This window comes from Xanthomonas campestris pv. campestris str. ATCC 33913 (assembly GCF_000007145.1).
In the GTDB taxonomy this organism is placed as follows: domain Bacteria; phylum Pseudomonadota; class Gammaproteobacteria; order Xanthomonadales; family Xanthomonadaceae; genus Xanthomonas; species Xanthomonas campestris.
This window is the reverse complement of record NC_003902.1, coordinates 828,634-845,995: the sequence shown is the minus strand read 5'-3', so window position 1 is coordinate 845,995 and position 17,362 is coordinate 828,634. Positions and strand designations below refer to the sequence as shown.

Annotated in this window: 17 protein-coding genes and 1 riboswitch; of the genes, 2 read left to right on the top strand and 15 right to left on the bottom strand. The window is 65.8% G+C overall.

Annotation, left to right across the window (positions count from 1 at the left end; translation table 11 throughout):
- Positions 1-8 precede the first annotated feature (8 nt).
- The 8 genes from kdpA to XCC_RS03590 all read right to left on the bottom strand — a co-directional run bounded on the left by kdpA (position 9) and on the right by XCC_RS03590 (position 8,593).
- Positions 9-1,808, bottom strand: coding sequence for a potassium-transporting ATPase subunit KdpA (kdpA, locus tag XCC_RS03625; RefSeq protein WP_011035941.1), 1,800 nt, complete (start codon positions 1,806-1,808; stop codon positions 9-11).
- A gap of 15 nt (positions 1,809-1,823) precedes the next feature.
- The gene (locus XCC_RS03620) at positions 1,824-1,916 is read right to left on the bottom strand and encodes a potassium-transporting ATPase subunit F (RefSeq protein WP_011035940.1); all 93 of its coding nucleotides are present in this window, start codon (positions 1,914-1,916) and stop codon (positions 1,824-1,826) included.
- Between the two features lie 830 nt (positions 1,917-2,746).
- The gene (locus XCC_RS03615) at positions 2,747-4,324 is read right to left on the bottom strand and encodes a CocE/NonD family hydrolase (RefSeq protein ID WP_011035939.1); all 1,578 of its coding nucleotides are present in this window, start codon (positions 4,322-4,324) and stop codon (positions 2,747-2,749) included.
- A gap of 401 nt (positions 4,325-4,725) precedes the next feature.
- On the bottom strand, positions 4,726-5,700 hold the full coding sequence (gene thiL / locus XCC_RS03610; protein WP_011035938.1) for a thiamine-phosphate kinase: 975 nt from the start codon (positions 5,698-5,700) through the stop codon (positions 4,726-4,728).
- Between the two features lie 110 nt (positions 5,701-5,810).
- Positions 5,811-6,290, bottom strand: a complete 480-nt coding sequence (nusB, locus tag XCC_RS03605; RefSeq protein WP_011035937.1) for a transcription antitermination factor NusB — start codon at positions 6,288-6,290, stop codon at positions 5,811-5,813.
- Positions 6,287-6,751: a 6,7-dimethyl-8-ribityllumazine synthase gene (ribH, locus tag XCC_RS03600; protein ID WP_011035936.1), complete on the bottom strand. Its 465-nt coding sequence runs from the start codon at positions 6,749-6,751 to the stop codon at positions 6,287-6,289. The genes nusB and ribH overlap by 4 nt, the downstream gene beginning before the upstream one ends.
- A gap of 112 nt (positions 6,752-6,863) precedes the next feature.
- On the bottom strand, positions 6,864-7,994 hold the full coding sequence (gene ribB / locus XCC_RS03595) for a 3,4-dihydroxy-2-butanone-4-phosphate synthase (protein ID WP_011035935.1): 1,131 nt from the start codon (positions 7,992-7,994) through the stop codon (positions 6,864-6,866).
- Positions 7,991-8,593, bottom strand: coding sequence for a riboflavin synthase (locus tag XCC_RS03590; RefSeq protein ID WP_011035934.1), 603 nt, complete (start codon positions 8,591-8,593; stop codon positions 7,991-7,993). Before XCC_RS03590 ends, ribB begins: the two co-directional genes overlap by 4 nt.
- A 168-nt stretch (positions 8,594-8,761) precedes the next feature.
- Positions 8,762-8,930: riboswitch (FMN riboswitch) on the bottom strand.
- Positions 8,931-9,148: 218 nt separating this feature from the next.
- On the opposite strand from XCC_RS03590, the gene XCC_RS03585 reads away from it, so the two are divergent.
- On the top strand, positions 9,149-9,772 hold the full coding sequence (locus XCC_RS03585; protein WP_011035933.1) for a hypothetical protein: 624 nt from the start codon (positions 9,149-9,151) through the stop codon (positions 9,770-9,772).
- Positions 9,773-9,845: 73 nt separating this feature from the next.
- Here XCC_RS03585 and ribD read toward each other — a convergent pair whose 3' ends face one another.
- From ribD to XCC_RS03560, 5 genes are all read right to left on the bottom strand, one after another.
- The gene (ribD, locus tag XCC_RS03580; RefSeq protein ID WP_043877936.1) at positions 9,846-10,910 is read right to left on the bottom strand and encodes a bifunctional diaminohydroxyphosphoribosylaminopyrimidine deaminase/5-amino-6-(5-phosphoribosylamino)uracil reductase RibD; all 1,065 of its coding nucleotides are present in this window, start codon (positions 10,908-10,910) and stop codon (positions 9,846-9,848) included.
- Between the two features lie 26 nt (positions 10,911-10,936).
- On the bottom strand, positions 10,937-11,419 hold the full coding sequence (locus XCC_RS03575; RefSeq protein WP_016945106.1) for a GNAT family N-acetyltransferase: 483 nt from the start codon (positions 11,417-11,419) through the stop codon (positions 10,937-10,939).
- Entirely contained in the window at positions 11,416-11,940 is a 525-nt protein-coding gene (nrdR, locus tag XCC_RS03570; protein ID WP_005997276.1) for a transcriptional regulator NrdR, read from the bottom strand. The genes XCC_RS03575 and nrdR overlap by 4 nt, the downstream gene beginning before the upstream one ends.
- 101 nt (positions 11,941-12,041) lie before the next feature.
- A complete protein-coding gene (glyA, locus tag XCC_RS03565; RefSeq protein WP_011035930.1) occupies positions 12,042-13,295 on the bottom strand; it encodes a serine hydroxymethyltransferase in 1,254 nt (417 codons plus the stop codon).
- A 209-nt stretch (positions 13,296-13,504) separates the two neighbouring features.
- Positions 13,505-14,029, bottom strand: coding sequence for an RcnB family protein (locus tag XCC_RS03560; RefSeq protein ID WP_011035929.1), 525 nt, complete (start codon positions 14,027-14,029; stop codon positions 13,505-13,507).
- 226 nt (positions 14,030-14,255) lie between these two features.
- Between XCC_RS03560 and ettA the strand changes: the two genes are divergently transcribed.
- Positions 14,256-15,917 carry an energy-dependent translational throttle protein EttA gene (gene ettA / locus XCC_RS03555; RefSeq protein WP_011035928.1) on the top strand — a complete coding sequence of 554 codons (1,662 nt, stop codon included), beginning with the start codon at positions 14,256-14,258 and terminating at the stop codon, positions 15,915-15,917.
- Between the two features lie 118 nt (positions 15,918-16,035).
- On the opposite strand, the gene def is transcribed toward ettA, so the two are convergent.
- The gene (def, locus tag XCC_RS03550; protein ID WP_011035927.1) at positions 16,036-16,551 is read right to left on the bottom strand and encodes a peptide deformylase; all 516 of its coding nucleotides are present in this window, start codon (positions 16,549-16,551) and stop codon (positions 16,036-16,038) included.
- A 255-nt stretch (positions 16,552-16,806) separates the two neighbouring features.
- The gene (gene arsC, locus XCC_RS03545; RefSeq protein ID WP_011035926.1) at positions 16,807-17,229 is read right to left on the bottom strand and encodes an arsenate reductase (glutaredoxin); all 423 of its coding nucleotides are present in this window, start codon (positions 17,227-17,229) and stop codon (positions 16,807-16,809) included.
- Positions 17,230-17,362 lie beyond the last annotated feature (133 nt).

The following is a 17,362-nucleotide window of genomic DNA, read 5'->3' as shown; positions in this document are numbered from 1 at the left end:
GGGAACTCTCAGGACGCCGCCAGGGCGAGGTGTTCGGCGATGGGGCCCAGCACCAGTGCGGGCATGAACTGCAGCACGGTGAGCACCAGCACGATGGCCATCAGGGTCAATGCAAAGGTGGGGGTTTCGATCTGCAGGCTGCCGGACGATTCCGGTGCACGGCGTTTGGTTGCCATGCGCGCAGCCACCATCAGCGGCAGGATCAGCGCCGGATAACGCCCCAGCGCCAGCACCACCGCGCAACTCAGATTCCACCAGTACGTGGCATCGCCCAGGCCTTCGAAACCGGAACCGTTGTTGGCGAATGCCGAGGTGTACTCATAGAACACCTGGCTGATGCCATGGAAGCCGGGGTTGGAATTGGCCGTCCACGCCGGCACCGACAACGCCACCGCGGTGAAGCCCAGCACCACCAGGGGCTGCAGCAGGATCAACAGCGCCAGCAATTGCACTTCACGCGCTTCGATCTTGCGGCCGAACAATTCCGGTGTGCGCCCGGTCATCAGGCCGGCCAGGAACACGCTCAACAACAGATACACCACGAACTGCTGCAGCCCGCAGCCGACGCCGCCCCAGATGGCGTTGATCAACATGTCCACCAGCGTGACCAGCCCGCTCAACGGGCTGAGCGAATCGTGCATCGCATTGACCGAGCCATTGGACGTCTGCGTGGTCAACGCGGCCCACAACGCCGAGGCGTCGGCACCGATGCGCACTTCCTTGCCTTCCATCAACGCGGGCGATGCGGCGCTGACCGAATGCGCTTCGGACCACAGCAGCAAGCCGGTGGATGCCGCCGACATCAGCAGCATGGTGCCGAACACCAACGCGGTCAGCCGCTTGCGCCGTGTGAGATAGCCGACCATGAACACCACGCTCATCGGCAGCAGCACCAGCGCCAGCGTTTCCAGCAGATTGCTCAGCGGAGTGGGGTTTTCCAGTGCCACCGAACTGTTGGGGCCATACCAGCCACCGCCATTGGTGCCGAGCTGCTTGACCGCCACCATCGCTGCCACCGGCCCGACCGGAATGGTCTGCGTGGCCATGCCGGCACTGCTGTCCAGCGGCGTCGCCGTCGCTGCACCCTGCAAGGTCGACGGCACGCCCTGCCAGCCCAGCAGCAGCGTCCACAGCAGGCACAGCGGCAACAACACCCGCACGCTTGCGCGGATCACATCGGCCCAGTAGTTGCCCACGTCTGCATCGGGCAACGGCGCGCCTGCCGGTATTGACGGCTGCGTCTCGTGCGTAGCCAAGCTCGCTGTCGCGTCCTGCAACGCGGTGGAGTGCGGGCCGCTTGCCGTTGCTGCAACGTCGTTGGCATTCGCAACCGCCCGCCCACCAAACAGCGCGCGCAAGGTTGCTACCGCCAGTGCCAGACCCATCATCGGCGTCACCACCTGCAGGCCGACAATGCCGGTCATCTGCGCCAGGTACGACAACTGCGCCTGGCCGGAGTAATGCTGCTGGTTGGTGTTGGTGAGGAACGACACCATCGTGTGCAACGCGGTGTCCCAACGCATGTTGGGAATGGCATCGGGATTGAACGGCAGCCAGGCCTGGGTCATGAACACGCCCCAGGTCAGCACGCCCACTACCAGATTGCTGAGCAGGAACGCGGCGACGTAGCCGCGCCACGACATGCCTTGCTGCGGGCGCGTGCCAAGCGCTGCGTAGAGCGGCCGTTCGATCCAGCCGAACACGGCGTCGCCGCGCATGGGCGCACCGCGCATCACCGCCGCCAGATAGCGACCCAAGGGCCACGCCAGCACGATGGCCAACGCATAGACAAGCAATGTTTCAGTCATTGGAGCGCACTCGCATCAGAAGTCTTCGGGCCGCAGCACCACGTACAACAAGTACGCGGCCGCCACGAACACGGCCACGCCGCACAGCAGGGACAACCAGGCAGGCATGTCGATTACTCCGTGGGTGCGCAACGCGGCGCAAGCGAGATAACGCCCGCGCTTGCATGCGGCAGGGACGAACCAACAAGACAAGGCGCTGCCGCACCGGGCGCACAGCGCCGATGGGGCAGACAGGAAAGAGCGTGCATCGGGATGTCCACGGCGGAACCGCTCCGCCAATGCGCGCAGTCTCGTCCTGCGCTGCGTAAAGTCGCTATGGACCTGGTGGGGCGGCCGCGTAAATTCCGCATAAAACGCTGAATTGGCTTGCTTGTTTCGGCAGCCGGGCCCAATTGGCTTCAGCGCTATGGCGCTAGGCAGGTGCTGGAGTTCCTGCGAGTCCAAGCAGGGTTGGTCGCGGGCGGCCTGCCCTGACCGCTTTCGGGACACGCTGTGAATCCATCCATGGAGCAACTGTGATGTTGGAGTGGCTACGGCCATTCCGAGGACCGGGCAAGCGCAGACGTGCCGCCTCCAACACCACAGTTGCTACAAGGACGTACTTGCGGCGTGTCCCGCGATGGTGGGCGGGCAAGGGCCCTGCAACGCAATCCCAGTTCGCGCCGTGCAACCAACGCAGACGAAGCGATGAGACACACACTGAAAGCAGGACACGGCATGCGCGAAGACAGCATCAGTCACGAGCACATGCATGCACTCCGACACAAATCCTCCGCAACCCAAAGCACCGATCAATCGACAGCCATCTGCCGGCTTATCGTCTTATGCACGCGAAGCTGCACTTCGCACTGAAGTCCTGCCCACACGCCCAAGCACGCTCCCATCCGACGAGTGTCGGCAGCCTCCTGCCGCCGAGTCTCTTCAGTGTCAAAACAAGCTCACCGCAGCGGCACATTCAACACCGATGGCGTCGCCACCGGCGACGTAAAGGTCAGCGTGCCGCCGCCGCTGGCATCGGTGTAGCGTGCGTCGCGCGTGTCGACCACCAACACCAGGCGCTGCCCGGCCGGGATCTCTGCTGCGGCGGCCTGCAGCGCCCACTCCAGCGTCACCGGCGTGCCGGGCGTTGCGCCGCGCAGCGAATACGGCGCGTGGGTCAGCAGCTGTGCAACGCCCAGCGCATCCATGCGGTACAGATAGGCGAACAGGCTCACCTGCGTCTGGCTGGACACCACGGTGACCCGCAACGATGGACTGCCGGCCAGGCGCCGCACTCCGCTCGACGGTGCACCCACCCACACCGCCGCACCGGCCCGGTTCACCAGCGGGATGGAAGTGGTCACCGGCAGGCCGATTCCCTGCAACAGCCCACTGGCCAGCACCACGCCAGACTCGGCGAGCGTCGGCACGTCGGTACCAATGCGCGACTGCCAGCCGCTGGCAGTGCCGTTGATCAAGCCGCCCGTGGGGCTGAGCAGCCCGCCCGGCGCGGAGAGCCCGAACCGGGTGGCACCCTGTTGCACCGCCGCCCAGTCCGGGTAGTCCAGCCATTGCCCGGCGCGCGGCGACAGCCGCACCGGCGCTTCGTCGTCCACGCCATTGCGCAGCTGCTTGAGGTGGCGGTCGAACCAGCGCGTGGTCGCCGTGTACACCGCGTTGGGCAGCCCGAGCGCGCCCGGCAATTCGGCGGTGGCATGGTCGCCCTGGCTGAGCAGCAGTTGCTTGGGGCCGCGCAGTTGGTTGTAGAACGCGATGGTCTGGTTGGGTGGAAATAGGCCGTCGTTGAAGGCATTGCCCAGCAGCACCGCGGTGCCGCGCGCATTGAGCACCGCCACATCGCTCGCGGGGCTACGCGATGCGGCCTGCGGCAGGAAGCCCTGCACCGCGCCGTCGTAATCGCCAGCCGCCACCCTGGCGCCGATCCTGGCCAAGTCCGGCCCCGGCCGGCCGGTCAACGTACCCGCCCCTACCAGCAGGCCCACGCCCTGCTGGCTCACCGTGCGATTTGAGTACAGCGAGGCTTCCAGATCCGCCCACCCGCTGAGCGCGGCCACCGCCTTGATGCGCGGGTCGCGCTCGGCCGCCAGCAGGCTGATGCCCGCACCATAGGAAATGCCCGAGGCGCCAATCGCATCGGGATTGGCCGGCGTATGCGCCAGCGCCCAGTCGATCACCGCGCTGACGTCTTCCACGGTATCCGGCCCGGCGATGTCGATCTGCCCAGCCGAATCCCAGAACCCGCGTGAGGTGTAGCTGACCACCACATAGCCATCGCTGGCCAACTGGGTGGCGCGCCCGAGGTATTCCAGATTCGGCAGCGACCAGCTGGCCGGCATCACGATCAGCGGAAATGGCCCGCTACCCTGCCCTTGCGGCACCAGCACCAGGGCGCCCATCTGCGCGCCGTCCCAACCCGGAATCCGTTCGTAGGTCTTGCTGAAGGCACCGGCCAGAGCTGACGCCGATGACAGCAACAACGCCATGGCGGCAAGACCGCCCATCCAACGCTTGTCCATCGTGTTCTCCCACGCGAGGCCGGGCCGGGATAGCCCAGCGGCAACTGCGATGCATCCGTGGTTCGGGGGAGAACGTGGTGAACGTACCAGCCGGTACGGTATGGCTCAAGGGTTGGGAATCGGGAATCGGGAATAGGGAGTCGGGACGAGCACCGGTTAAGCCGCAGGCAGGCGGTTAGATTGTTACTTCGGATTGGCCGACGCAGCTGCGCCCGAATACGTCGGATCAATACGTTTGCCGATTCAAAGGCGCTGTAGCACTGCACATTCGAAAATCACGCTCGCTGCGCAACCCGCAATGGTGCTAATCGCATGGTCATTACAGTCGAATGGACCATCAAAGCGAACGCGTAAGACTCACCCTGCGCCTACCCCACCCGCAGTACACAGCGCCAACCGACTCAGCCGACGAAGTGCTGGTAGCCGCGTTGCGGAGGTTGCCATGGGTTGCCGCTGGCATCGTGGACCACCACGCCGGGCGCGGCGACGATGCGCCCGATGCGGGTGGCGGCCACTTGTGCGAATTCCAGTGCCTGCAGCACCGCATCGCGATGCTGCACGGCAGCGGTGAAGCACAGTTCGTAATCGTCGCCGCCGCCCAGTTGCCACGCGCTGTACTGCGTGGCGGTGACGCCGGCGGTGGATGGCATCTGCGGCAAGGCAGCCAGCGCAAGTTCCGCGCCCACGCCGCTGCGTTCGCACAAATGCCCCAGATCGGCCAACAGACCATCGGACACATCGATGCAGGCATGGGCAAGCCCACGTAGGCGCAGTCCGGCCTGTACGCGTGGCTGCGGGCGCAGCAGGTGCTGTCGCCACTGCTCCTGCACGGCGTCAGTGGCCGGCACCGTCACGTCCAGGTCGCCGGCCTGCCACAGCGACAATGCCGCCGCCGCCTCGCCCAGCGCACCGGTCACCCAGATGTCGTCGCCGACGCGTGCGCCATCGCGGCGCAACGCCGCGCCTGGTGGCAGGCTGCCGATCGCGGTGACCGCGCACGACAACGGCCCGCACGTGGTGTCGCCACCGACCAGAGCAATGCCGTGCAGATCGGCCAGCGCAAAAAACCCATCGGCGAACGCATCCACCCACGCGGCATCGTCGTGGGGCAACGACAGCGACAAGGTGCACCAGCGCGGCTGCGCGCCCATCGCGGCCAGATCGGAGAGATTGACCGCCAGCGTCTTCCAGCCGAGGTCGGCGGCGCGTGTTTCCAGCGGGAAATGCACGCCGGCATTGAGCGTATCGGCGGTGATCGCCAACTGCTCGCCAACCGGCGGCTGCAGCAGCGCCGCATCGTCACCGATGCCCAGGGGCACATCGGCCCGCGCAGCAATGCGGGCACGCAGGCGGGCGATCAGATCGAATTCGGGCATGAGGACGGGAATCGGGAGAGGGGAATCGGGAATCGCAAAGGCGCGTCAGGAGATGTCGGAAACGTTGCTCTTCCGATTCTCCATTCCCGACTCCCCATTCCCGCGGCGCCTCACGCGCCGCTGGCGCCCGATTCCATCTTGCGCCACTCCACGGCTGCGCGGTCCAGCACGCCGTTGACATAGGTGTGGCCGTGTTCGGAACCAAAACGCTTGGCGGTTTCGATCGCTTCGTTGATCACCACGCGGTACGGCACGTCCTGGCGATACAACAGCTCGTAGGCGGCCAGGCGCAGCACGGCGCGCTCGATCGCATCGACTTCTTCCACGCCACGGTCCAGGTACGGCGTCAGCGCGGTATCCAGCTCGCTGCGGTTGCTGAGCACGCCTTCCACCAGGCTTTCGAAGTAGGCCAGATCGGCCACTTCATGCGCTTGCTCGTGGGCAAACTGAGCGATCACCTGCTTGGCGAACCCACCGGCGATCTGCCAGGCATACACCGCCTGCAAGGCGCGACGGCGTGCGCGCGAGCGCAGCACCGGGTCGATGCCGTCACGACGTCCGTGGCGGGCGTGTCCACCGGGCTTGCTCATGGCAACAGCTCCATCAAATTGACCAGTTCCAGTGCGGCCAGGGCGCATTCTTCGCCCTTGTTGCCGTGGCTGCCGCCGGCACGTGCCTCGGCATCTTCCACGCGCTCGACCGCCAGCACGCCGTTGAGCACCGGCACGCCGGTCTGCAACTGCACGCTCATCAGGCCTTCGGCGCACAGGTCGGCGACGTGTTCGTAATGGCGGGTATCGCCACGGATGACGCAGCCCAGCGCGATGATCGCCGCATGCTGGCCGCCCTGGGCGACGCGGTTGGCGGCCATCGGGATTTCCCAGGCGCCGGGCACGCGCACCACGTCGATGGCGTCTTCGCCGATGCCGTTGCCGGCCAGGCTCTGACGCGCACCGGTCACCAGGGCGTCGGTGATACGGGCATTCCAGCGGCTGGCGATGATCACAAAGCGCGCGGTGGTGGGGCGAAGATCGCCTTCGTAGTGGGTCATGCGGGTCGGCAACTCGAGGGGGCGGGAAGTTTAACAGCAGCCGGGCAATGCGCCCGGGCTGCACGCCACGGCCGGGCCCGCCTGCGCAGGCCTGGCCGTGGCGGCCGCCGGCTCAGGGCGCGGCGGCCACGCGCGAGGCGGCGCCCGGATGGCATTCCAGAAACTCCACCACCTCCAGGCCGAAGCCGGCCAGGCCGACCTGCCGCCGCGGCGTACCCAGCACGCGCAGCTTGCCCAGGCCCAGGTCGGCCAGGATCTGCGCGCCAGCACCGTTGCGGCGCCACTGGCTCACATCCTTGGCGTTGGCGGCCACCTCCGGCTGTTGGCGCAGGCGTGCCAGCAGCGATTCGCTGTCGCGCGGGGCCGACAGCACCACCATCACGCCCTGCCCTTCGGCAGCAATCGCGCGCAGCGCATCGGTGGCGGCCACGCCGAAATCATCGCGCTGCCAGTGCAGCAGATCGGCCAGCGGGTTTTCCACCTGCACGCGGACCAGGGTTGGCGTGGTCGGATCCGGGGTGCCACGCACCAGCGCGAAATGCAGGTCGTGCGCGATGCGGTCGCGGTAGGTCACCAGATGGAACGGCCCGAACTCGGTTTCGATCTCACGTTCATCCACGCGCTCGACGGTGTGTTCGTTGGCCAGCCGGTAGGCGATCAGATCGGCGATCGAGCCCATCTTCAGCCCATGCTCGCGCGCGAACACCTCCAGCTGCGGGCGGCGCGCCATGCTGCCGTCGGGGTTGAGTACTTCCACCAGTACACCGGCCGGTTCCAGCCCGGCCAGCATCGGCAGATCGCTGGCCGCCTCGGTGTGCCCGGCGCGCGTCAGCACGCCACCCGGCTGCGCAATCAGCGGGAAAATGTGCCCCGGCTGGCTGAGATCGTGCGGTTTGGCATCCGGCCGCACCGCGGTGCGCACGGTATGCGCGCGGTCGTAGGCGGAAATCCCGGTGGTGACCCCTTCGGCCGCCTCAATGCTGACGGTGAAGTTGGTATGGAACTGCGCGGTGTTGTTGCGCACCATCGGTGCCAGACCGAGCTGCGTGCAGCGCTCGCGGGTCAGCGACAGGCACACCAGGCCACGTGCGTGGGTGACCATGAAGTTGATGTCCGACGGCTTGACCAACTCGGCCGCCATGATCAGATCGCCTTCGTTTTCGCGGTCTTCGTCATCGACGATCACCACCATGCGGCCGGCGCGCAGCTCTTCGATCAATTCGGGGACAGGCGCGAAATTCATGCCGCACCTCGCGTGCCAAGCAGGCGTTCGACGTAGCGCGCCACCAGGTCGATCTCCAGATTCACCGCCGCGCCCACCGCCGTTTCCGAAAACGCGGTATTAGCCACGGTATGCGGAATCAACGCGACCTCGAACCCGGCATCGTCCACTTCATTGACGGTGAGGCTGACACCGTCGACGCAGATCGAGCCCTTCTTGGCGACATACCGCAGCACCTGCGGCGGCGCCGCAAAGCGCCAACGTTGCGCGCGTGCATCGCCATGCACCGATTGCACCTGGCCCAGGCCATCCACATGCCCGCTGACCAGGTGGCCACCCAGCCGATCGGTGGGCCGCATCGCGCGTTCCAGGTTCAACACCGCGCCTTCCTGCAAGCTGCCCAGCGTGGTCAGCGACAGGGTTTCGGTGGACGCATCGGCCTGGAAACTGGCCGCATCGAATGCAATCACGGTCAGGCAGACGCCGTTGACTGCGATGCTTTCGCCGAGCTGCACCGCCTCGAACGGCAGGCTGCCGGTGGCGAAGGTAAAACGTACATCGCCGCCCTGCGGCTGGCGCGCGGCCAGGCGGCCAACGCCTTCAATAATGCCGGTGAACATCAGCACGCTCCTGTGGGCAATGGCCGCAAGGCGCGCGTAGAGCGCTGGACTGGCGTGCGGTAGCACGCTGGATGACGCATGGTGGACATAGCCGTTTCTCGCAAAAAAGTTGAGCGAAAAACGCCGCAAGGCAAACAGGCGCGCGCGCAGCCGCAAGGGCTGCGCGTTGGCCGTCTTCTTTCATCCGGACTATACCGTCGGCCCCGGCATCGCACCGGATCTGCTGACCTTCACCGCCGTGCTCTCAGCGAGAGATCGGCAGCGAAGCGCTCGCGGGCTCACACGCTTGCGCATGCATACCGCCGGTGGGGAATCGCACCCCGCCCTGAAGACGTTCGTAAGTACCGGCGAACCGGCGCGTCAATTCTACAGGGCGGCTTCCGGCGATAGCTGACTGCCAAGACATGCCTGGCAGGACGCTGCGTCATGTCGGGAAATTCCCCATAGCCAGAATCGTGAAGGCTTTGTTAAAGTGCGCGCCGCGGCGGGAGACGTCGCTATTTTCGCCCCGCAACGGGACGAAGACACGGACATCAATTCGGAGAGAAACACCCCATGCGTAACACCCTGATTCTGGCCGCCCTGCTGGCAGCCGCACCGTTTGCCGCCTCGGCCGAAGGCCTGAGCTATTCCTACGTGGAAGGTGGCTGGAACCGTACCGAGATCGGCGTCAACGGCGAATCCGACGACATCGACGGCGGCTACGTTCGCGGGTCCTGGCAGATTGCACAGCCGGTGTATGTGTTCGGCGGCTATGAGCGTGCCAACAAGGACTTCAACCTCGGCGGCGGCTTCGTGCTCGAAGGCACCCTGCAGCAAGCCACCCTGGGTATCGGTTACCGCCAGGAAATGACCGAGCGCGTCGACTTCACCGCCGACATCAGCGTGCTGCGCACCAAGGTCGAATCCGACCTGCGCCTGCGTGGCCGCTCGCTCGACGACTCGTCGGACTCGAGCAACCTCGGCTTCGCCAACCTGGGCCTGCGTGGCAAGCCCTCGCCGCGGACCGAAGCCTGGATCAAGGCCGGCTACATCGATGGCAGCGACGTGGACGAAGGCGAGTTCGTCGGCACCCTCGGTGGCCAGGTGAACTTCACCCCCACCTGGGGCCTGGTCGGCGAAGTCCAGTTCATCGACGACGCCAACCAGTACAAGGTCGGCGTGCGCGCAAGCTTCTGATCCAGCGCGCTCAAGACGTAGAGGCCCCGCATGCGGGGCCTTTTTATGCGGCGTCAAACGCACCGCACAGTAACTACGCAGTAGCAACCGGCGCATAGCGCAGTCGCAAATCCTGGCCAATGTGGCGGACATCGAGCAGCTGCAATGCATGCCGCTGCGCCATGGTGTCGATGCCGAGCCCAGCCAGCAGCGGCCGCGCAGTCTCACCCAGCAGCACCGGCGCCATGTAGACCAACAGCTCATCGACCAGGCCGGCCTGCAGCAGTGCGCCGCTCAACGTGGCGCCGGCTTCCACGTGCACCTCGTTGATACCGCGCTCGGCCAGCGATGCCAGCACCGCGGCCAGATCGAAGCGACCCGCATGCAACGGCATCGCGGCAAACTCCGCGCCGTCGAACGCCGGCGCCGTGACATCGGCGCCGTGCAGATACAAGGTGGGCGCATCGCCCTGGCGAATGTTGGCGCACGCCAGCGTGCGCAAGCCGGCATCGAGCACCACCCGCAGCGGCGGCACGCACGGCGTGTCCTCGCCCAGCCGCACCGTCATCGATGGGTCATCGGCCAGCACCGTGCCGGCACCGGTCAGGATCACGCCGGCACGTGCGCGCCAGCGCTGCACATCCGCGCGCGCATCGGCGCCGGTGATCCACTTCGATTCGCCGCTGGCCATCGCGGTGCGCCCATCCAGGCTGGCACCGAGTTTGACCCGCACCCATGGGCGGCCACGCTCCACGCGCGACAGAAAGCCCTGGTTGAGCGCGCGTGCCTGCGCTTCCATCACCCCGCTGTGCACCTGGATCCCTGCATCGCGCAGCAAGGTGAAGCCACCACCATTGACCTGCGGAAACGGGTCCGCCATCGCCGCGACCACGCGTGTGACGCCGGCCGCGATCAAGGCCAGCGCACACGGCGGCGTGCGCCCGTAATGCGCGCAGGGCTCCAGGGTCACATACGCCGTTGCACCCCGCGCCTGTTCGCCCGCCGCACGCAGCGCGAACACTTCTGCATGCGGGCCGCCGGCACGCTGATGAAACCCCTCGCCCACGCACGCGCCATCGCGCACGATCACGCAGCCCACCATCGGATTGGGACGGGTGGTGTAAGCGCCGCGCTCGGCCAGGCGCAGTGCCTGTGCCATCCAGCGGTGGTTGTCTGCGCTCACGCTCACCGCACTACTGCCGGTTCGATCTGCATCACTACGATCTGCAGTGGCCCCAGCAACAATTCGGCATGCGCCTGCCAGCCCAGGCGCTGGTAGTACGGCACCAGTGCGGGCTGGCAGTACAGATACAACGCCGCCACGCCCAGATGCGCGGCGGCCTGCACGCAATGCGTCACCAGTGCCTCACCGATGCCCTGCCCGCGCGCCTGCGGCTGCACGTACAGCGACGCCAGCCACGGCGACCATTGCCGGATGCGCGCATCGTCGTTCTCCAGCAGGCTCACCGAGCCGAGCCACTGCGTGTCATCCAGTGCCACCCACGTGGTGGGAATCACCCCGTCGCGGTCGTGGCTCTGCAGTTCTTCCAATGCCTGATCAAAATTCCAGTCCGGCAGCAAGGCGCCGAAGGCCTGGAGATGTGCCTGCGCAATGACAGGCAGGAGGTCCGGCGTGTCGGCAACGCACGCGATGCGCATCACGCTCAACGCTTGCCGGGCTTGCCGGCGCGTTCCAGGGCTGCTTCCAGCAATGGCAGCTGCTCGCTGCCGACCGGGAGTTCGCGTTCGAGCTTTTCGATCTCTTCGCGGAAATCGGCCACGTCCTGGAAACTGCGGTACACCGAGGCGAAGCGCACATAGCCGACATGGTCGAGCTTGCGCAGCTCCACCATCACGTATTCGCCTACCCGCAGCGAGCCGACTTCGCGCTCGCCGGACATCCGCAGCTGGTGCACCACCGCACGCACCGCCGCTTCGATCTGTTCTTCGGACACCGGCCGCTTTTGCAGCGCGCGGTCGAAGCTGGTGCGCAACTTGCGCGCATCGAATGCCTCGCGCCCGCCATCGCTCTTGACCACCGTCGGCAACTTCAGCTCGATGGTTTCCAGGGTGCTGAAACGCTCGCCGCACGCCTCGCATTCGCGACGCCGACGGATCGTCGTCCCGTCTTCGGACACGCGCGAATCGATCACGCGGGTGTCATTGTGCTGGCAGAAGGGGCAATGCATCAGACGTCCGGGAATAGGGAGAGGGGAATAGGGAATCGGAACAGCGGGGCTATCGCAGCGTTGCTTTTACCATTCCCGTCTCTCCATTCCCGATTTCCGCATCAGCCATACACAGGATATTTCTTGCACTGCGCGGTCACTGCATCGCGCACCTTGGCCAGCACGGCGTCGTCGGCCGGGGCGTCCAGCACGTCGGCGATCCAGTTGGCCAGGTCCACGCAGTCCTGTTCCTGGTAACCGCGGGTGGTAATGGCCGGGGTGCCCAGGCGCAGGCCCGAGGTAACAAAGGGAGAGCGCGGGTCGTTGGGCACCGAGTTCTTGTTGACGGTGATGTGCGCTTTGCCGAGCGCGGCTTCTGCGTCCTTGCCCGAGACATCGCGGCCGATCATGTCCACCAGCATCAGGTGGTTCTCGGTGCCACCGGAGACGATCTTGTAGCCGCGCGCGATCAGCGTGTTCGCCATCGCCTGCGCGTTCTTGACCACCTGCTGCTGGTAGGTCTTGAACTCCGGCTCCAGTGCTTCCTTGAACGCAACCGCCTTGGCCGCGATCACGTGCATCAGCGGGCCACCCTGGATGCCGGGGAACACGATCGACTGCAGCTTCTTGACCAGGTCCTCGCCCGCGCCCTTGGCCAGGATGATGCCGCCACGCGGGCCACGCAGGGTCTTGTGCGTGGTCGAGGTGACCACGTGCGCATGGTCCATCGGGCTGGGGTACACACCGGCGGCCACCAGGCCGGCCACGTGCGCCATGTCCACGAACAGATACGCACCGACGCTGTCGGCAATGGCGCGGAAGCGCGCCCAGTCGATCTTCTGCGAATACGCCGAGAAGCCGGCAATGACCATCTTCGGCTTGTGCTCGGTGGCCAGGCGCTGCACCTCGTCGTAATCGATCAGGCCCTGCTCGTTCACGCCGTACTGCACGGCGTTGAACAGCTTGCCCGAGGCATTGACCTTGGCGCCGTGGGTGAGGTGGCCGCCATGGGCCAGGCTCATGCCCAGGATGGTGTCGCCCGGCTGCAGCAGCGCGAGGTACACCGCCTGGTTGGCCTGCGAGCCACTGTGCGGCTGCACGTTGGCGTAGTCCGCACCGAACACCTGCTTGATGCGGTCAATGGCCAATTGCTCGGCAATGTCGACGAACTCGCAACCGCCGTAGTAGCGCTTGCCCGGGTAGCCTTCGGCGTACTTGTTGGTCAGCTGGCTGCCCTGGGCTTCCATCACCAGCGGGCTGCAGTAGTTCTCGCTGGCGATCAGCTCGACGTGATCCTCCTGGCGGCCGGCTTCAGCGGCAATGGCCTTGGCCAGTTCGGGGTCGTAGGTTTCCAGTCGGACGTCGCGCGAGAACATGCAGAAGCTCCGGGGGGCAGCTGTGGCCAGTAAGACCGCCGATTGTAAGCCTCCGGGGAACGGGTGACCAATCGACCAGACTGGCCTTGCGACGCAGCACACCGGGGCCCAGGAACGGGACCCACAAACGCCATGGGCGCACCGAAGTGCGCCCATGTGATGCCTGTGGCCTGACCGGGCTGCCCGGTCGGGCGCTGCCAGCTAGGGGCTCAGTTGTTGAGCACCAGATCGGCGATCACACCGGTTGCGATCGCCACCAGCAGGAAGTTGCCGGTGTTGTCGCGCTGCCAGCGATAGCCATACGGCGGGCGACGCAGGTGGTGACGGTCGTAATCGTTGATCACATACACCGGGCCGTTGTAATAGCCGCCACGCACATAGCGCGGGCCGCCGTAATAGGCCGGGCGGACGGGCTGGTAGGTGTAGACGCGGCGATCGTTGTAGCGGTCGCGGTAGCGCGCGTCCTGGTAACCCTCGCGGTAGCCATTGTTGTAGACGCGGCGGTCCTGGCGCCACTCGCGGCGGTCATCGCGGCGACGGCGGTCATCCCAGCGCTGCTGGGCCTGCCAGTTGCGGTTGTCGTGACGGTCGTAGTCGCGCCGATGGTCGCGGTCGCGGTCATGCCCACGGCGGTCGTGGTCGCGGTCCCAATCCCCGGCAAATGCGGCCGGTGCAGCGAAGCCCAGCGCCAAGATGGAGGAAAGCACAACGGTGACGATGCGTTTGCGGTTCATGGGATTGCTCCTGTGTGCGATGTCGCAATTGCATTAAGAGGCTGCCCGGCTTAACGCTTTCTTGCTGGAATCGGTTACGAAAACACCCATTCAGGTGGGAAGTAAGCTGCCGTTTAGCCGCATCTGCGGTCCGGCGGAGGTGAATACTTGCCGGTATAATCGGCGCAATCCCTTTTCCGCTGCCTCCGGCCTCGGCCGGCGGGCTGCCTGCGTCCACGGAGTCCCCATGTCGCAATACATTTACACCATGAACCGCGTCAGCAAGGTGGTCCCGCCCAAGCGGCAGATCATCAAGGACATCTCGCTGAGCTTCTTCCCCGGCGCCAAGATCGGCCTGCTCGGCCTGAACGGCGCCGGCAAATCCACGGTGCTGAAGATCATGGCCGGCGTGGATACCGACTTTGAGGGCGAAGCCCGCCCGCAGGCCGGCATCAAGGTCGGCTACCTGGCCCAGGAGCCGCAGCTCAACCCCGAGCACACCGTGCGCGAGGCGGTGGAAGAAGGCGTGGGCGACGTGCTGCAGGCCCAGGCCGCGCTGGATGCGGTCTATCTGGCGTACGCCGAAGAAGGCGCCGATTTCGATGCGCTGGCCAAGGAACAGGAGCGCCTGGAGGCCATCCTGGCCGCCGGCGATGCACACACCCTGGAAAACCAGCTGGACGTGGCCGCCGATGCGCTGCGCCTGCCGCCGTGGGACGCCATCGTCGGCAAGTTGTCCGGTGGTGAAAAGCGCCGCGTGGCGCTGTGCCGCCTGTTGCTGCAGAAGCCGGACATGCTGCTGCTCGACGAACCGACCAACCACTTGGACGCCGAGTCGGTGGAGTGGCTGGAGCAGTTCCTGGCGCGCTACACCGGCACCGTGGTGGCGGTCACGCATGATCGCTACTTCCTCGACAACGCTGCCGAGTGGATCCTGGAACTGGACCGCGGCCGCGGCATTCCGTGGAAGGGCAACTACACCGAGTGGCTGACCCAGAAGGACGAGCGCCTCAAGCAGGAAGACAACCAGGAAAAGTCACGCCAGAAGGCGATCCAGAAGGAACTGGAATGGTCGCGGCAGAACGCCAAGGGTGGCCGCACCAAGGGCAAGGCGCGTCTGGCCCGCCTGGAAGAGCTGCAGTCGGTGGATTACCAGCGCCGTAACGAGACCAATGAAATCTTCATCCCGCCGGGCGAGCGCCTGGGCAACTCGGTGATGGAGTTCAAGAACGTCTCCAAGAAGTTCGGCGACCGCCTGCTGATCGACAACCTGTCGATGATCGTGCCGCCGGGCGCCATCGTGGGCATCATCGGCCCCAACGGTGCCGGTAAGTCGACCCTGTTCAAGATGATCACCGGTGCGGAAAAGCCGGATTCTGGCGAGATCGTGATGGGCCCGACCGTGCAGCTGTCGTACGTGGACCAGAGCCGCGACAAGCTCGAGGGCAACCACAACGTGTTCCAGGAAATCGCTGGCGGCCTGGACATCCTCAACATCAATGGCGTGGAGATCCAGTCGCGCGCCTACATCGGCCGCTTCAACTTCAAGGGGCAGGACCAGCAGAAGATGGTCGGCTCGCTGTCCGGTGGTGAGCGTGGTCGCCTGCACATGGCCAAGACCCTGCTGCAGGGTGGCAACGTGCTGCTGCTCGACGAACCGTCCAACGACCTGGACATCGAAACCTTGCGTGCGCTGGAAGATGCGTTGCTGGAGTTCCCGGGCAACACCTTCGTGATCTCGCATGACCGTTGGTTCCTCGACCGTATCGCCACGCACATCCTGTCGTTCGAAGGCGAGTCGCACGTGGAGTTCTTCCAGGGCAACTACCGTGAGTACGAAGAAGACAAGCGTCGCCGCATGGGCGATGACGCCGGTCCCAAGCGCCTGCGCTTCAAGGCGTTGAAGTAAGCCAACCACGGCGCCCGGATGAGGGCGCTGTCATGAGGCTGGATGAAAAAAGGGCGCCTTGAGGGCGCCCTTTTCCTTATGCGCGTTGCGCCGCGACGCCTGCGCTGTGGGCGTCGCACTACAGGTCGTAGGACAGCACGTCTTCGAAGCCGAAGGTGTCGAAGTTTTCGATGCGCGAGGGATACAGGCGGCCAACCAGATGGTCGTATTCGTGCTGCACCACGCGTGCATGGAAGCCTTCGGCCTCGCGCTCGATGGGCGTGCCGTCCGGGGCAAAGCCGGAATAGCGGATGACGCGGTGGCGAGGAATGACCGCGCGCAGGCCGGGGATCGACAGGCACCCTTCCCAGCCGTTTTCCATCTCATCGGACAGCGGTTCGATCTGCACGTTGGCCAAGGCGGTGCGTGGCACTGCCGGTGCTTCGGGATAGCGCTCGCTGGCCTCGAAACCGAACACCATCAATTGCAGGTCCACCGCGATCTGCGGTGCGGCCAGCCCGACACCGCGCGCGGCATCCATGGTTTCAAACATATCGGCCACCAACGCGTGCAACTCGTCACTGCCCAGGTTGGTGACCGGCGGCGCCACGCGCAGCAGGCGCTTGTCGCCCATGCGGATAATTTCGCGAATCATGCGGGTGCTCCAATCAACGATGCGCCGATGGTAGAGCGTGGCGCGTGGTGTGAGGTGAGCAAACCTAGCCCGACAGACCCACCCCAGCCAGCACCGGTGCGCAGTGGCTGCGCTACTGCGGAACCGGAACGGCTCCCGGAGGCGCAAACCCTGCGCTGTCGGGTGCGTGGCGGCGCCGTTGCGCACGCGGCCACGACCGCAGCGGTGTCATCGGCAGGCGATGCTGCTGGGTCCTAGCGCGTTGCCCGCATGACCTCACTGACTAACGCGGCGCCCGGCCTCGTCGAGCACACGTTCGCCGTCTTCCTTGATGAAGCCGCTGGTCGCCGCCGGCAGCAGTTCCAGCACCTGCTCGGACGGCCGGCACAGCCGCACTCCGCGATCGGTGCGCACGAACGGGCGGTTGATCAGGATCGGATGCGCCAGCATCGCGCTCAGCAAGGCGGCATCGTCCAGCGCGGGGTCATCCAGCCCGAGTTCCAGATAGGGCGTGCCCTTCTGGCGAAGCGCATCGCGCACCGACAGGCCGGCCTCGGCAATCAGTGCCTGCAAGGTCGCGCGCGTTGGCGGGTCGCGCAGGTACTCGATGATCTGCGGTTCGATGCCGACATGGCGGATCAAGGCCAGCGTGTTGCGCGAGGTGCCGCAGGCAGGGTTGTGATAGATGACGGCGTGCATGGGCAACCTGAGGGCGTCACGCCGATGGCGTGGAGGACGGGAGGCCAATGGTAGTGGCGTGCACACTGCAGCACGAGCGGTCTCAGCGCCTGCCATCGAAACGCGAAACGCAAACCGTCTGCCGCGCCTGACC

Excerpts from the sequence above, each read along its gene's own strand:
- kdpA (WP_011035941.1), bottom strand. The coding sequence starts at position 1,808 with ATGACTGAAACATTGCTTGTCTATGCGTTGGCCATCGTGCTGGCGTGG.
- XCC_RS03620 (WP_011035940.1), bottom strand. The coding sequence starts at position 1,916 with ATGCCTGCCTGGTTGTCCCTGCTGTGCGGCGTGGCCGTGTTCGTGGCG.
- XCC_RS03615 (WP_011035939.1), bottom strand. The coding sequence starts at position 4,324 with ATGGACAAGCGTTGGATGGGCGGTCTTGCCGCCATGGCGTTGTTGCTG.
- thiL (WP_011035938.1), bottom strand. The coding sequence starts at position 5,700 with ATGCCCGAATTCGATCTGATCGCCCGCCTGCGTGCCCGCATTGCTGCG.
- nusB (WP_011035937.1), bottom strand. The coding sequence starts at position 6,290 with ATGAGCAAGCCCGGTGGACACGCCCGCCACGGACGTCGTGACGGCATC.
- ribH (WP_011035936.1), bottom strand. The coding sequence starts at position 6,751 with ATGACCCACTACGAAGGCGATCTTCGCCCCACCACCGCGCGCTTTGTG.
- ribB (WP_011035935.1), bottom strand. The coding sequence starts at position 7,994 with ATGAATTTCGCGCCTGTCCCCGAATTGATCGAAGAGCTGCGCGCCGGC.
- XCC_RS03590 (WP_011035934.1), bottom strand. The coding sequence starts at position 8,593 with ATGTTCACCGGCATTATTGAAGGCGTTGGCCGCCTGGCCGCGCGCCAG.
- XCC_RS03585 (WP_011035933.1), top strand. The coding sequence starts at position 9,149 with ATGCGTAACACCCTGATTCTGGCCGCCCTGCTGGCAGCCGCACCGTTT.
- ribD (WP_043877936.1), bottom strand. The coding sequence starts at position 10,910 with ATGGCACAGGCACTGCGCCTGGCCGAGCGCGGCGCTTACACCACCCGT.
- nrdR (WP_005997276.1), bottom strand. The coding sequence starts at position 11,940 with ATGCATTGCCCCTTCTGCCAGCACAATGACACCCGCGTGATCGATTCG.
- glyA (WP_011035930.1), bottom strand. The coding sequence starts at position 13,295 with ATGTTCTCGCGCGACGTCCGACTGGAAACCTACGACCCCGAACTGGCC.
- XCC_RS03560 (WP_011035929.1), bottom strand. The coding sequence starts at position 14,029 with ATGAACCGCAAACGCATCGTCACCGTTGTGCTTTCCTCCATCTTGGCG.
- ettA (WP_011035928.1), top strand. The coding sequence starts at position 14,256 with ATGTCGCAATACATTTACACCATGAACCGCGTCAGCAAGGTGGTCCCG.
- def (WP_011035927.1), bottom strand. The coding sequence starts at position 16,551 with ATGATTCGCGAAATTATCCGCATGGGCGACAAGCGCCTGCTGCGCGTG.
- arsC (WP_011035926.1), bottom strand. The coding sequence starts at position 17,229 with ATGCACGCCGTCATCTATCACAACCCTGCCTGCGGCACCTCGCGCAAC.